The sequence below is a fragment of the Erythrobacter ani genome (assembly GCF_019204025.1).
GTDB classification, from domain to species: domain Bacteria; phylum Pseudomonadota; class Alphaproteobacteria; order Sphingomonadales; family Sphingomonadaceae; genus Erythrobacter; species Erythrobacter ani.
This window is the reverse complement of record NZ_JAGSPB010000001.1, coordinates 1,101,202-1,113,780: the sequence shown is the minus strand read 5'-3', so window position 1 is coordinate 1,113,780 and position 12,579 is coordinate 1,101,202. Positions and strand designations below refer to the sequence as shown.

Below are 12,579 nucleotides of genomic sequence, written 5' to 3'. Positions count from 1 at the left end.
GAAACACTCATGCGGACAGCGTTTTACTTTCCAATACAAAACCGTCCAAAAAGCGCATCGAGCATGTCCTCCGTGGTGGACCGGCCAACCAGCCTGTCGAACGCGACCCTCGCCCGCCGCAATTCCTCACCGATCAACAAGGGATCGCGAAGCGCACCGACGGACCTAAGTGCACTTGCAGCCTCTTCTAAGCGCCGATGCTGTCGGGCATTCAGGGACGCCTGGCTTGGCTTTGGAAGGAACGAACGCGCCGCATTCACCAGCGCGTATTTCAACTCAGCCAGACCTGCTCCGGTGGCTGCAGACACATGATGCACACCGTCACCCGATTTTCGGGAAGAACCCTTAAGGTCAGCCTTGGCCGAAACCTCCCACGCATTGATCGGCCCCTCACCCTCTTCTCCGAGCCAAAGCACGATATTCGCGCCGGTCAAAGCCTCGCGCGCACGGTCGATACCGATCGCTTCGATCGGATCCGCTGTTGGATCCAAAGACAGGTCGCGCAGGCCTGCCGTATCAATAAAGGTGAACGGGACCCCCTCGACATCGACCGAGCGCTCAATCAGATCGCGGGTTGTCCCGGCGATGGAAGACGTGATTGCCGCCTCGCTTTCAACCAGCGCGTTGAACAATGTCGACTTGCCGGCATTGGGCGGTCCGGCAATGGCTACCCTGACGCCTTCCCCAAGCATTTCCGAACGCGGCCGGGCCAACCACTCATCAATCTCACCGAGAAGCGCTGAAGTGTTCCACGTGAAACTCTGGGGCAGTTCTTCGACGTCATCTTCATCGGAGAAGTCCAATGCAGCCTCTATCTGCGCAGACAGTCGCAGCAGTTCGCTACGCCAAGCCTCGACCTTCTGTGATAATGCCCCGTTGGCATTGGTTATCGCTGAGGCCCGTTGCAGCTCGGTCTCTGCTGCGAGCAGGTCGGCCAACCCTTCCGACTCCGCCAAGTCGATCCGACCATTGGCAAAGGCGCGGCGTGTAAACTCACCAGGCTCAGCCCTGCGAAACCCGTCCAATTTCGCCAGCGCCGCTTCAACCGCTGCAAGGACAGCCCGCCCTCCGTGGCAATGGAACTCAGCCAGGTCTTCTCCGGTTGCGGTATTCGGGCCGGGAAACCAGAGGACGAGCGCCTCATCGAGCACTTCACCGCGCGATCCGCGCAATTTGGCAAGACTAGCATGTCGAGGTTCGATGCACCTTCCGGCAAGCTCGCCAACTGCTCGTCCAGCACGCCCCCCACTCACCCGAACAACACCGATCGCGGCGGGAGGCGCGCCGCTCGAAACGGCAAAAATGGTATCGGTCATTTATTTGGCTTCGGTGGGAGGTATCAGTCGTCCGACTTGCTCGATGTCTTGCCCGCCGCTGCGGCTCCTGCGCGCATTCCGCCCTCGACGAAGCTCTGGAACAGCTTGAGGCCCACCTGGCCCATCGGAGCCAGCGCCTGAGCATATTGCTGCAACTGATCTGGGCTGCTCACGCCCTTCATCGCATTCGCGATGTTGTCGACATAAATGCTGTTCGCCTCCGACACATCGGGCAGCCCCATCAGGCTCCTCGCTTCTTCTGGGGTGCACTCCACCTCGACATTGACCTTCACAGCATATCTCCCGTTTCAACGCCGACATCTCGCAGCATCATTGATCGCTTTGTGGCATTTGGGTTTGGCAATGCCAAGGCGCAATGGATAGAAGCTTTGCCACGACATCACACGGCCTGGATATTACATGAGCCGCGTTTAATCTGCTGAAAAGGAGCTCTACCGTGGGCAACACGATCAAAATCTCGACACTCGAAGGCAGCGACAGCTTTAACGCCTATGTTGCCATGCCGGAAGGTACGCCCAAGGCGGCGATCATCGTCATCCAGGAAATCTTCGGAGTGAACGCCGGTATTCGCCGGAAATGCGACAAATTGGCGGCCGATGGTTATCTCGCGGTCGCACCCGATCTGTTTTGGCGTTTGACCCCCGGAGTGGAACTCGATCCCGATGTGGAGCCTGAATTCCAGAAGGCGCTCGATCTGATGGGCAAGTTCAACCAAGACCTCGGTATTCGGGATATCGAAGCGACAATTCATCACATCCGGCGCGAGATGGGCGTCGCCAAGGTCGGATGCGTCGGTTACTGCCTCGGTGGACGGCTTGCCTACATGACAGCAGCGCGCACCGATATTGATGCAACGGTCGGCTATTATGGAGTGGGCATTGACGGCCTCCTCAATGAGAAGCACGCGATCTCAAACCCGCTCATGCTCCACATCCCAACCGAAGACGGGTTCGTTGACAAGGATACGCAAAAGGCGATGCACGAAGGCCTCGACCATCACCCGCGCGTGACGCTGCACGATTACGTCGGTCTCGATCACGGATTTGCCACAGAGACAGGAAAGCGACGGGACGAAGAGGCGGCAACTGTTGCGGACGGCCGCACCGCTGCCTTCTTCGAAGGACATCTGGGCTAAGCGCTATGAAAATGGATGTGCACGCCGCCCTCGCCCGTTGGCACGAAGTCGCAGAGAACGGGAGCAAACCCGATGACCTCGAAGCGATCATGCGGGAAGACGCCGTCTTTCACTCGCCAGTCGTCCATACACCGCAAGAGGGCCGCGCCATCGTCGTCGCTTATCTCAGCGCCGCCAGTCAAACCCTCGGCAATGACAGCTTTCGCTATGTTCGCGAGGTGGTGAGCGGCGATACCGCTGTGCTGGAGTTCATGACCGAGATGGATGGCATTCTCGTCAACGGAATCGATATGATCGCCTTCGACGAGGAAGGGTTGATCAAGGATTTCAAAGTGATGGTTCGGCCACTCAAGGCCGTGAACAAGGTCTGGGAAATGATGGCAGCCCAGCTGGAAGCGCAAAAAGCGTAACTAATTCAATACCGCGAAGTTCATGATCACCTTGCGAAGACCGGCATCGAGGGTTTCCGGCAGCTCGGATTCCAGAAGTTCGCGCCGCTTCTCTGGGCTTTCCGCAATGACGATGCGCTTCATCGCCCAGTCAGGGCACGATCTGCGCTCGATACGGTTGCTTTCGAGGATCGAAATGCCTGTGTGACGCGGATCGTGGGTGATCCGAACCATGAGCGAAACCAGTTCCGCCTCATCACCTTCGAGCAATTGAAGAAAATTCCGCCCGTTATAGATCAGGAGACCCGTAATGCCATTTGCAGGATTATTCCGTGCACTGCTGTCCAGGATCGAATCGACCTCATCGCGCGACAGGCTCGGCGCGGTGCTGATATAGAGATACTGACTGATCATCGCCGATGAGCTTTAAGACCAGATTGGGCGATTGCCAATTACCAAAAAACCGCGACCCGGCCGAGCTTGCCATGAAGCAGCTCGACCAGGTTCAAATCGCTGATTTCCCTATTGGTTCATCGTGTCGAAGAAGTCTTCGTTGGTCTTGGAATCCTTCATCTTGTCGAGCAGGAATTCCATCGCATCGACGGTGCCCATCTGCATGAGGATGCGGCGCAGCACCCACATTTTCGACAGCTTGTCCTTCTCGACCAGCAGTTCTTCCTTGCGCGTACCGGACTTGCCAACGTCGAGCGCCGGGAAGATCCGCTTGTCCGAGACCTTGCGATCGAGCACGATTTCAGAGTTACCGGTGCCCTTGAATTCTTCGAAGATCACCTCGTCCATACGACTACCGGTATCGATAAGCGCGGTCGCGATGATAGAGAGCGATCCACCCTCCTCGATGTTACGCGCGGCGCCGAAGAATCGCTTCGGCCGCTGGAGCGCGTTGGCATCGACACCGCCCGTCAGCACCTTGCCCGAGCTCGGAACGACAGTGTTGTAGGCCCGACCAAGGCGGGTGATGGAATCGAGCAGGATGACGACATCGTTCTTGTGCTCGACCAGGCGTTTCGCCTTTTCGATCACCATTTCGGCAACCTGCACGTGGCGATTGGCCGGCTCGTCGAAGGTCGACGCAATCACTTCGCCTTTCACGCTGCGCTGCATGTCGGTCACTTCTTCCGGACGCTCGTCGACGAGCAGGACCAAGAGGAACACTTCCGGATGGTTGTCGGTGATCGCCTTCGCGATATTCTGCAGCAGCACGGTCTTACCCGTGCGGGGCGGTGCCACGATCAGGGCGCGCTGGCCCTTGCCCTGCGGCGAGATGATATCGATTACACGCGCCGACTTGTCTTTCTCTGTCGGATCGAGCGTATCGAGCGATAGCTTCTGATCGGGATAGAGCGGCGTAAGGTTATCGAAGTTCGTGCGCATGCGAACCTGCGACGGGTCTTCAAAATTGACCGTCGTGAGGCTCGTCAGCGCGAAGTATCGCTCGCCTTCTCTCGGTGCCCGAATTTCCCCTTCGACCGTGTCGCCGGTACGCAGACCCCATTTGCGGATCTGGTTGGGGGAAACATAGATATCGTCCGGCCCGGCGAGATAATTCGCCTCGGGCGAACGCAGGAAACCGAAACCGTCCTGCAGCACTTCGATCGTGCCGATGCCCATGATTTTTTCTTCATACTCATCGTCTTCGGCAAGTTCCCGGAGGATGCAGAACATCAAGTCCTGCCGGCGCATGGTCGACGCGCCCTCAACCCCAAGCTCTTCCGCCATCTGGACGAGCTCGGCCGGTGTTTTCTGTTTTAACTCTTTGAGATGCATTGCAAAATTATTCCAAAACTAAAGGATTGGCCGGATCGTCAGTACCTCTTTGGACGAGGCGCCTCTTGGATGAAAAAGGCTGGGGCTTGGAGAAAGCAGACGGGGCCGCACAGAAACGCGCAACCGCAACCGGATAAGGTGTTCGAAATAGGTTTCCCGCGGTCCGCGGTCAATCGCCAATCGTCAGAATGGTTTCAAATAAACGAGCGCAACGACGAGGACCAGCAGCAGTCCAGGCACCTCCCCGATCATGCGAAGCCGTTTCTCGGGCAGTGGCCGCTCGCCGCGAGCCATTTTCTTGGTCTGGGCGACCAACCAGCCGTGATAGCCGGTCAGCGCCAGAACGAGCGTCAGTTTGGCGTGAAACCACCCTTCACTGAAGGCGCCAATTGCGTAGGCGAGCGACAGGCCGAGGACCCAAACCACGATCAGACTGGGTGTCAGGATGATTGTGCGCAGCTTTCCCATGCGCTCGGCCCACTTCGCCTCGCCTGCGGAGCCTGGCGCGTGATCTAGCATGTAAATGCACTGGCGCGGGAGCATGAACAGCCCCGCAAGCCAAAACACCATGAAAATCACATGGCCGATCTTTAGCCACGGATAAATCGAGAGAAGGAATTGCTGCATCGCTGCGCTCTACCTTGCTCGCAGGGTTGCAAGCAACTGCTCGACATGTTCGATCGGCGTGAACTGGCCAATCCCGTGGCCGAGATTGAACACATGCGGACGATCCTCGAACGCCTCGATGATCGTATGCACTCGCCTGGACAAAGCTGGCCCGCCCGCTTCGAGCAATAGCGGATCGAAATTGCCCTGAACCGGCATTCCTTCCGGCAGACTCGCATGCGCCCAAGCAGGATCGAGCGTTTCGTCGAGGCCGACCGCATCGACACCCGTCTCGCGCGCATAGGCGGGAAGTTTCGCTCCTGCGCCCTTCGGAAAGCCGATCACTGGGGTGTCGGGGTGCGAAGCCTTGATCGCAGCCGTGATAGCCGCGTTCGGGGCGACCACCCACCGTTCGAACTGGTTCGGCGCGAGACTTCCCGCCCAGCTGTCGAACAATTGCACGGCTTCGGCACCGGCGTCGATCTGCCCGCGCAGATACTCGACCGAAACCTCAATGATCGCATCGCAGACCGCCTGCATGCGCTCCGGATCGCGGTAGGCAAGCAGGCGCGCCGGTCCCTGATCCTTCGAACCTTGACCTGCGATCATATAGGTAGCAACCGTCCAGGGAGACCCTGCGAAACCCAGCATCGTAACCTGGTCCGATATCATCGCCCGCGTCTTGCGCACGGTCGCGTAAATCGGATCGAAGCGCTCTTTCGCCTCGGTGAAGTCGGACAGTTCCGCCTCCAGCAGAGTTGGGCTGAGTTTCGGTCCTTCCCCTGCGAGAAATTCGAGTCCCTGCCCCATCGCATGAGGAACGATCAGGATATCGGAAAACAGGATTGCCCCGTCGAAGGAAAACCGGCGGATCGGCTGCACGGTAATCTCGGCAGCAGCATCGCTGTCATAAACCAGTTCGAGAAAGCCGCCCTTTTCGGCGCGCAATTCGCGATATTCGGGAAGGTAACGCCCGGCCTGCCGCATGAGCCAGACCGGAGCGACGTCTTGTTTGGTACCTTTGAGAGTATCGAGCAGCGGGCCCGGCATACGTGTTCCTCTAAACTAAAAAATAATATTTATATAAAGGGATGATGGAGTCTGTTGGCCCTGTGGATACCGGGAATTACCGGCTCCTGCCCGAATTCTCCGGCTGTGAACAGACCTTTGACATGGCAGCGACTCTGCCAAGCTTCGCGGTCAAGCGCAAACTATCCACGCTCTCCCCAGGCTGTTGATGGCTGCTATCCCGTGTCGATAAAGCGCTTTGCCAATACGCCGGTAGCGAGGATGAAATTTCCTCCCATGCTTGTCCGCGGTTCTGTCCCGTGGTTTATGCCTTGTTGTTTCCACAGGCCCGAAAGAACGCTTTGCAACCCGAACCGAACCGTCTGAATTTGCACCTTGTCTCGGATTCCACGGGCGAGACGCTGGAAATGATTGCAAAGGCCGCGCTGGCGCAATTCGACAACCCGAGCGTCAGCCGGCATTTCTGGCCCATGGTTCGTTCGCGTCAGCACCTTGACCGGATTGTCCCCGAGCTTGCCGATAACCCGGGACTGGTCCTGTTTACGCTTGTGAATCCCGAAACGAGGTCGCGGCTGGAGGAACATTGTCGCCATCTGGGCCTTCCCGCCGTTCCGGTGCTGGACCATGTGACCGCCGCGCTGGAATCTCAGCTCGGTCAGGAAGCGCATGGGCGTCCGGGTCGGCAGCACTTGATGGATGAGGACTACTTCAAGCGCGTCGATGCGATCCAGTACACGATCGCCCATGATGACGGGATCGGGCACCAGGATTGGGAGGAAGCTGATATCGTTCTGGCCGGAGTGTCGCGAAGCTCGAAAACGCCGACCAGCATCTATCTTGCCAATCGCGGGTACAAGGTAGCCAATATCCCCCTGGTCGTCGAAAGCCCGCCGCCCGACAATCTCTTCCGGTTGCGGCACCCGCTGGTCGTGGGTCTTACAACAGCGCCCGAACGCCTTGTGCAGATCCGCCGCAACCGCCTGTTGTCGCTCAACGAAGGGACCGAAACGTCCTATGTTGACAATGACCGGGTGAAGGCCGAGCTCCAATTCGCCCGGCGCATGTTTGCCGACAATGGATGGCCGGTGATCGATGTGACGCGCCGGTCGATCGAAGAAAGCGCCGCTGCCATCATCCGCCTCGCGCAGGAGCGTGAGCGCAAGGACCGCCAGGTTGATGGAGTGTCAAAGCCGATATGAACGGTGCCCGCCCTCCCCTTGTTCTCGCCTCCAAATCGGCCTCTCGCAGAGCCATGCTCGACGCCGCCGGTGTTTCCTACGAGGCTCAGCCTGCGGACGTGGATGAGCGCGCGATCGAGACAGAGCTTGCCGGTGCTTCCGCCCCCGAGATTGCCGAGGCGCTGAGTGTTGCAAAGGCGGCCGCGATTGCAGCGGAGAAGCCCGGCAATCTCGTGCTCGGCAGCGATTCACTGGTCGTTGTGGATGGCAAAAGGTTCGACAAGCCCACATCGCGTGAAGGCGCCGCTGAGCATTTGCGCTTTTTCTCGGGCAAGGTGATCGAACTGCATAGTGCGGCCGCTCTGGTGCGGGGCGATACCTGCGAGTGGGCGCACACGGATGCGGCAAGACTCCATGTGCGTGAGCTTTCCGACCATTTCATCGACCATTACCTCGATTTGGAATGGCCAGCGGTATCGTTCACCGTTGGCGTTTTCCGGATCGAGGCCGCAGGCGTGCAATTGTTCAACCGCATTGAGGGCGATCAGTTTACCGTTTTGGGCATGCCGCTGCTCCCGCTGCTTGGCGCCTTGCGCGAACAAGGCGTTCTGAAAACATGAATGTCCCGCACGCGCACGTCATCGGAGATCCGATCGCCCAGTCGAAATCGCCGCTCATCCATGGTTTCTGGCTGGAGAAACTCGGAATTGCAGGTCGGTACAAGGCGCGCCATGTCGAACCGGGCGAGCTGGGCGATTACCTTGGCAAATATCGCGGCGATGGAAGCTGGATCGGCTGCAATGTCACGATGCCGCACAAGCGCGCTATCATGGGCCATCTCGATCAGATCGATCCGGTCGCGCAGAAATTGGGCGCGGTGAACACCGTCGTGCGGCAGGAGAACGGAGCGCTGATAGGTTTCAACACCGACGCGGATGGGTTCCTTGAGCCGTTGATTCCTACTCTGAAAGCGCAGCACCTTTTCAGGATGGCGCGCATCATCGGGACTGGCGGTGCTGCGCGGGCTATCATCGCGGCACTGGCACACAATGGCTTCACGCTGGTGGTCGCCGGTCGCAATCCCGACAAGGCGCGCGCCTTGCTCGACGAAATCGCGCCCGAGGGGGAGCACCACGCCATTCACCTCTCTCACTTCGCCGACCCGACCGATTTCGCCTTTGACGACCGCGAGGGCTGCCTCGATTTGGTGATAAACGCGTCTCCCCTTGGCATGCGCGGCAATCCCGAATTGCGCTTCGATTGGAGCCATGCCCCGCCAGGTAGCATCGCCTACGATATCGTGACTGATCCGTTGGACACGCCTTTCCTAAAGGCTGCGCGGGATGTTGGGCATCCGGTCATCGACGGCCTGTCCATGCTGGTTGGGCAAGCGGCGATTGCGTTCGAGAAATTTTTCGGAGTTTCGCCCCCCCGCGAACACGACGACACCCTGCGCGCGTTGCTTATCCGATGACACGGCCGATCATCATAGGCCTTACAGGGTCCATCGGAATGGGCAAATCGACCGTTGCCGCCATGTTCGAACGCGCGGGTATCCCTGTTTTCGATGCCGATGCCGAAGTCCGGGCGATGCAGGGGCCTGGTGGTAAGCTCAATGCCGCGATCGAGGCCGAATTTCCCGGATCCACTGGGCCCGAAGGCGTGAACCGGGACGCTTTGGGCAAACTGGTGTTCGGCGATAAGCACGCCCTCGCCCGCCTGGAAGCGATCGTCCATCCGGCTGTTGGCGAGCGGAGAGAGCAGTTTCTTGTCCAAAACGTCGACAAGCCAATCATCGTGTTCGACATTCCGCTGCTGTTCGAACGCGGCGGCCATGAAACTGTTGACAGTGTGGTGGTGGTATCTGCTCCCGCTGAGGCCCAGCGTCAGCGTGTGCTCGCCCGGCCCCGCATGACCGAGGAAAAGTTCGAGCACATCCTTTCGCTGCAGGTGCCCGACGCCGAGAAACGCGCGCGCGCCGATCATGTCATCGATACAGGCACGACGCTGGCGAAAACCGAGATGCAAGTTCAGACGCTGATCGATGCTCTCACAAGCAAGGGCCAATAGGCGTCGGTATGGATGCAAACGCCCCTTGCGCCGCAGCTCTCTTGGGTGAATAACACCGTCAATGCGTGAGATAGTCTTCGACACAGAAACGACTGGCCTGGATCCCAAGACCGGAGACAGGATGGTAGAAATAGGCTGCGTCGAAATGGTCGGCCGGATCGAGACGGGAAACACCTACCACGCGTATTACAATCCGCAGCGCGATATGCCCGCCGCTGCCGAGGCGGTTCATGGCTTGTCGAGCGCGTTTCTCGCCACCAAGCCGCTCTTTTCCGAAATTGCCCAAGAATTGCTCGAGTTTATCGGGGATGCGCCGCTTGTCGCGCATAATGCGGGTTTCGATTTCGGCTTCCTAAACTCCGAACTGGTCATGATCGACCGAGAGCCGATTTCGATGGACCGCATGGTCGACACCGTCGCTATCGCGCGTAAACGCCATCCCGGCGCGAAATTGTCGCTTGATGCGTTGTGCACGCGCTACGGGATCGACCGCAGCCACCGCGTGAAGCACGGCGCGTTGCTCGATGCCGAACTGCTGGCGCAGGTCTATGTCGAGCTCAAAGGTGGACGCCAGATCGGCCTTGAACTGGCCGCCGACCCCGTTGCCGGCAGCATAAAAAGCGGCGGCGTACCGGGCGGCTATGCCGAGGAACCGGCTACCCCGGCGAAGCCGCACCGAGAGCCTCGACCACATCGCGCCAGCGCGGAAGAAATCGCGCGGCACAAAGAGTTTGTCGCCGGGATCGAGAACGCGATCTGGGCCAGCTGAATCTTGCCGCCATAAGCGGCGATCACACGCGGAAAAAATAACAAGGGAGACCTAGCGGCGATGGATATTCGGATATCGGGTCATCAGGTGGAAACAGGCGCAGCGCTTCAGGAGCACGCAGCCGATCGATTGGGCGGCATCGTCGACAAATATTTCGACCGCGCGCTGTCGTCCCATGTCACCTTCGGCAAAGCACCTGCGGGCGCGTTCTCTTGCGATATCGTCACTCATGTGAACCACGGTACGATCCTGAAAGCTCAGGGCAGCGCACATGATGCGCATCTCGCGCTCGATAACGCTGCGGCAAAGATCGAAAAGCAACTGCGACGCTACAAACGCCGGCTGAAAGATCGCCATGAACGCGCAAGTCAGGCCCGCGCCGAAGAAGAGGCCGCCTACACGATCTTCGCCGCCGAAGAGCCGCAGGAAGAAGCTCCTGCAGAAGCACCTCCGGTCATCGCAGAAACCAGTGTCGACGTGCCCACGGGCTCGGTCGCCGACGCTGTCATGATGCTTGATCTGCGCGACACGCCAGCGCTATTTTTCAAAAATGCTGGCACAGGAAGACATAATATGGTTTACCGCCGCGCCGATGGGTCGATCGGTTGGGTCGAGCCACAATAGGGCCATATATTTGGTGTCTTAACCGACACCGAAAACGGCGCTCGGTAACGCAAGTGGCTCTGTACACGAACCAATAGAGAGAGGCGCCGAACTACCCTGCCAGCGGCATGATTTGCTCGCGCGGGTATGACGCAGTTCCTGCGAGGCAGGACGCAGACAAATCGGGATTTAGAATTCACAATGGATGTAAATATCAGAATGCTGCCTGAAGCCGTCGCAATCGACCGGCTCGATAACAAGCAGCAGGTTCTAGAACAGATTTCCGGATGCTTTGCCGACACTTATGGGCTGGACCGCACGGAAGTGCTTGAAGGGCTGGAGCAGCGCGAGGCGCTCGGGAGTACTGGGTTTGGCCGCGGCATCGCGATCCCGCACTGCCGCAGTGCCCATGTACGCCGCCCTACCCTCGCTCTCCTGAAACTGGATCAACCGGTTGATTTCGGTGCGGCTGATGCCGTGCCCGTGTCGCTGTTTTTCGGCCTCGTATCGCCCGAAAATGCAGGGGCGACACACCTGCATGCACTTGCGGCGATCTCGCGGTTTGCCCGCGATGAGGCGATGCTGCAATCGCTGGTGGATGCACCCGATGGCGAGGCGATATTCGCCTTGCTGACAAATCAATTCCTGCGCGATGCAGCCTGACAGCAGCGCCGAACAAGGTGCGGGAGATGGCCCTGCGCCTTCGAGCACAGGGGCGGACCGGCATCACCGCGCGCTCGAGAGGCTCTACCATTCCGCACCGATTAACGAGAAGTTTGCATCGTCGCTAGAGATCACAGGCGAAGGAAACGCCCGGATTCGCTTCACCGTCGATGAAAAGGTCTATCACGCCGCAGGCGCGGCGCATGGGACGATCTACTTCAAGATGCTGGATGATGCGGCATTCTATGCCGCCAACACTCTTGCAACCGACCGTTTCCTGCTGACAACCAGCTTCAACCTGCATTTCACCAAGCCCGTACGAGCGGGCGACGTTATGGCTGAGGGCCGCTGGGTCAGCGGAAGGCGACGGGTATTCGTCGCGGAATCGCGTCTGGTCGATGCGGAAGGCGACGAAATTGGCCGAGGCACCGGCACGTTCATGCGATCCAGGATCGCGCTTTCCAGCCTGCCGGGTTATTCTTCGGGCGAATGAGCGCCTCCATCCGCCTTCCCGCCCATCTTGAAATCGCCAGCCTGATCCGTCTTGCCGAATCGAATGGAGGAATGGCGACCGTCCTTTCCAAAGGCGAAAGAGACGCCGGAACCATCCTTGTGGTAACCATGTATCGCGGTGAAAACGCAAGACTTTTCGAGCGGATGCCCCAACTTGACGGCTCGCGTTCCTTCATCGTCACAAAGATAGAAGATATTGAAAATAAAGAAGAATTCTCCGAATATATCGCCCGCCGCGCGCAACAGGACCCCGATATTTGGGTTTTGGAGGTGGATATCGACAATCCAGAACGCTTCATCGCGCTTTTGCCGCGTTAACTTGACTTAGTTTCAGTTGTGACTAGTTGCCTCGCCAGCTTCCAGGTGCGCAGGCTCTCATCGCGGCAATACGGTCGTGAGATGGGCACGCAGACGGGGGGCAGCCGGCAGGCTAAGGACGGACCACCAAAACCAGCGTATAATCGCAACAGGTTCCCACCTGCGTCGGAGCTCGCTCACC

Annotated in this window: 17 protein-coding genes; 11 read left to right on the top strand and 6 right to left on the bottom strand. The window is 58.8% G+C overall.

What is annotated here, in order from left to right; translation table 11 throughout:
* Positions 1–23: 23 nt before the first annotated feature.
* Positions 24–1,316, bottom strand: a complete 1,293-nt coding sequence (gene mnmE, locus KCG45_RS05355) for a tRNA uridine-5-carboxymethylaminomethyl(34) synthesis GTPase MnmE (protein ID WP_218316036.1) — start codon at positions 1,314–1,316, stop codon at positions 24–26.
* 23 nt (positions 1,317–1,339) lie between these two features.
* Positions 1,340–1,609, bottom strand: a complete 270-nt coding sequence (locus KCG45_RS05350) for a DUF6489 family protein (RefSeq protein WP_218316035.1) — start codon at positions 1,607–1,609, stop codon at positions 1,340–1,342.
* Positions 1,610–1,773: 164 nt separating this feature from the next.
* Between KCG45_RS05350 and KCG45_RS05345 the strand changes: the two genes are divergently transcribed.
* Both KCG45_RS05345 and KCG45_RS05340 read left to right on the top strand, forming a co-directional pair.
* The gene (locus KCG45_RS05345; RefSeq protein ID WP_218316034.1) at positions 1,774–2,472 is read left to right on the top strand and encodes a dienelactone hydrolase family protein; all 699 of its coding nucleotides are present in this window, start codon (positions 1,774–1,776) and stop codon (positions 2,470–2,472) included.
* Between the two features lie 5 nt (positions 2,473–2,477).
* Entirely contained in the window at positions 2,478–2,882 is a 405-nt protein-coding gene (locus KCG45_RS05340) for a nuclear transport factor 2 family protein (RefSeq protein ID WP_439648905.1), read from the top strand.
* Here KCG45_RS05340 and KCG45_RS05335 read toward each other — a convergent pair whose 3' ends face one another.
* The 4 genes from KCG45_RS05335 to hemE form a co-directional block, all read right to left on the bottom strand.
* On the bottom strand, positions 2,883–3,275 hold the full coding sequence (locus KCG45_RS05335) for a BLUF domain-containing protein (protein ID WP_218316033.1): 393 nt from the start codon (positions 3,273–3,275) through the stop codon (positions 2,883–2,885). It lies immediately after the preceding gene.
* A gap of 108 nt (positions 3,276–3,383) precedes the next feature.
* Positions 3,384–4,649: a transcription termination factor Rho gene (gene rho / locus KCG45_RS05330; RefSeq protein WP_218316032.1), complete on the bottom strand. Its 1,266-nt coding sequence runs from the start codon at positions 4,647–4,649 to the stop codon at positions 3,384–3,386.
* 183 nt (positions 4,650–4,832) lie between these two features.
* Positions 4,833–5,276, bottom strand: coding sequence for a CopD family protein (locus KCG45_RS05325; protein ID WP_218316031.1), 444 nt, complete (start codon positions 5,274–5,276; stop codon positions 4,833–4,835).
* 9 nt (positions 5,277–5,285) lie between these two features.
* A complete protein-coding gene (gene hemE, locus KCG45_RS05320; protein WP_218316030.1) occupies positions 5,286–6,305 on the bottom strand; it encodes a uroporphyrinogen decarboxylase in 1,020 nt (339 codons plus the stop codon).
* Between the two features lie 386 nt (positions 6,306–6,691).
* On the opposite strand from hemE, the gene KCG45_RS05315 reads away from it, so the two are divergent.
* The 9 genes from KCG45_RS05315 (at position 6,692) to KCG45_RS05275 (ending at position 12,398) form a co-directional block, all read left to right on the top strand.
* Positions 6,692–7,483: a pyruvate, water dikinase regulatory protein gene (locus tag KCG45_RS05315; protein ID WP_255547959.1), complete on the top strand. Its 792-nt coding sequence runs from the start codon at positions 6,692–6,694 to the stop codon at positions 7,481–7,483.
* Complete coding sequence (locus KCG45_RS05310; RefSeq protein ID WP_218316029.1) at positions 7,480–8,082, top strand: Maf family protein; 603 nt, start codon at positions 7,480–7,482, stop codon at positions 8,080–8,082. Before KCG45_RS05315 ends, KCG45_RS05310 begins: the two co-directional genes overlap by 4 nt.
* Positions 8,079–8,936, top strand: coding sequence for a shikimate dehydrogenase (gene aroE / locus KCG45_RS05305; protein WP_218316028.1), 858 nt, complete (start codon positions 8,079–8,081; stop codon positions 8,934–8,936). The genes KCG45_RS05310 and aroE overlap by 4 nt, the downstream gene beginning before the upstream one ends.
* Positions 8,933–9,532, top strand: a complete 600-nt coding sequence (gene coaE, locus KCG45_RS05300) for a dephospho-CoA kinase (protein WP_218316027.1) — start codon at positions 8,933–8,935, stop codon at positions 9,530–9,532. The genes aroE and coaE overlap by 4 nt, the downstream gene beginning before the upstream one ends.
* Before the next feature lie 61 nt (positions 9,533–9,593).
* Positions 9,594–10,301 carry a DNA polymerase III subunit epsilon gene (gene dnaQ, locus KCG45_RS05295; protein ID WP_218316026.1) on the top strand — a complete coding sequence of 236 codons (708 nt, stop codon included), beginning with the start codon at positions 9,594–9,596 and terminating at the stop codon, positions 10,299–10,301.
* A 60-nt stretch (positions 10,302–10,361) separates the two neighbouring features.
* Positions 10,362–10,925: a ribosome hibernation-promoting factor, HPF/YfiA family gene (gene hpf / locus KCG45_RS05290; RefSeq protein WP_218316025.1), complete on the top strand. Its 564-nt coding sequence runs from the start codon at positions 10,362–10,364 to the stop codon at positions 10,923–10,925.
* Between the two features lie 180 nt (positions 10,926–11,105).
* Entirely contained in the window at positions 11,106–11,567 is a 462-nt protein-coding gene (locus tag KCG45_RS05285; protein ID WP_218316024.1) for a PTS sugar transporter subunit IIA, read from the top strand.
* Positions 11,557–12,060, top strand: coding sequence for a PaaI family thioesterase (locus tag KCG45_RS05280; RefSeq protein WP_218316023.1), 504 nt, complete (start codon positions 11,557–11,559; stop codon positions 12,058–12,060). Before KCG45_RS05285 ends, KCG45_RS05280 begins: the two co-directional genes overlap by 11 nt.
* A complete protein-coding gene (locus KCG45_RS05275) occupies positions 12,057–12,398 on the top strand; it encodes a DUF1491 family protein (RefSeq protein WP_218316022.1) in 342 nt (113 codons plus the stop codon). The genes KCG45_RS05280 and KCG45_RS05275 overlap by 4 nt, the downstream gene beginning before the upstream one ends.
* Positions 12,399–12,579 lie beyond the last annotated feature (181 nt).